Origin of the sequence: Streptomyces sp. WAC04114, from assembly GCF_019733245.1 — a bacterium.
GTDB classification, from domain to species: domain Bacteria; phylum Actinomycetota; class Actinomycetes; order Streptomycetales; family Streptomycetaceae; genus Streptomyces; species Streptomyces massasporeus_A.
Genome location: NZ_JAIGQA010000382.1, coordinates 1 through 1055 on the forward strand (window position 1 = coordinate 1; position 1055 = coordinate 1055).

Here is a 1055-nt window from a genome sequence, read left to right on the forward strand (position 1 = left end):
GGGCTTGGGCTTGGGCTTGGCCTCGGTGTCGGGCTTGATAGGGACGTGCGGCCGGGGGTGGCCGGGTCCGACGGGGATGCGCGGCCTGTGCCGGGCGGGCTTGACCGGGGCTCGCGGCTGAGGTCGGCCGGGCTCGGCGAGGGTGCGCTGCCGGGTTCCGCGGGGGAAGGCGAAGGTGTGCTGTCGGGGTCGGCCGGGGCTGGCCAGGGCTTGGGGCCCGGGTCGGCCGGGCTCGGCGAGGGTGCGCTGCCGGGTTCCGCGGGGGAAGGCGAAGGTGTGCTGTCGGGGTCGGCCGGGTCTGACCGGGGCTTGGGGCCCGGGTCGGCCGGGCCTGACGAGGGCTCCCGGCCGGGACGTGCCGAGCGTGCCGGAGGCTCGCTGCCTGGACTGGCCGGGCTCGATCCGGCCCTGCTGGGAGTGGGCGTCGCATTGCCCGGGCCGCTCGATCATGTCCGGGGTGTGCTGCACCGGGTGACCGGATTCCCCGGGTGGGACGGCTTCCCGCTGCGGGAGGCGCTGGCCGGACGGCTCGGCGTGCCGGTCGTGGTTGACAAGGACACCAACGCGGCGGCGCTGGGCCTGGCCGCCGGGGGCGAGGGCGGCTCCTTCGCCTACCTGCACCTCGGCACGGGGCTGGGGGCCGGACTGGTCATCGGCGGCAGCCTGCACCGGGGTGCCAGGACCGGGGCGGGCGAGTTCGGCCACCAGGTCATCCAGCTCGACGGCCCGCCCTGCACCTGCGGGAACCGGGGCTGTGTCGAGGCCCTGTGCCTCGGTGCGGTCGCGCGCGGCGATCTGCGCGAGGCGGCACGGGTCCTGGGGGCCGGGGCGGCGAACCTCGTGGGGCTGCTCGACATCGACGTCGTCCTGCTCGGCGGCCGGACGGTGGCGGCGGCCCCGGAGGCCTTCGTGGGCGGGGTCGACGCGGTGCTGGAGGCCCGAGCCCGGCGAACGGGTCAGGACGCGGTACCGGTGCGCGTCGCGGCCGGCGGAGACGGGGCCGTGGCTGTGGGGGCGGCTCAGCTGGTGCTGGGTCCGGTGTTCGGGCGTGGGGG

1 protein-coding gene is annotated in these 1055 nt (G+C 77.4%); it reads left to right on the forward strand.

The genetic code is table 11. The annotated features are described in order from the left end of the window. Positions 1-1055: ROK family protein (locus K4G64_RS41610; RefSeq protein WP_374206515.1), on the forward strand; the 1055-nt coding region annotated here is incomplete at both ends.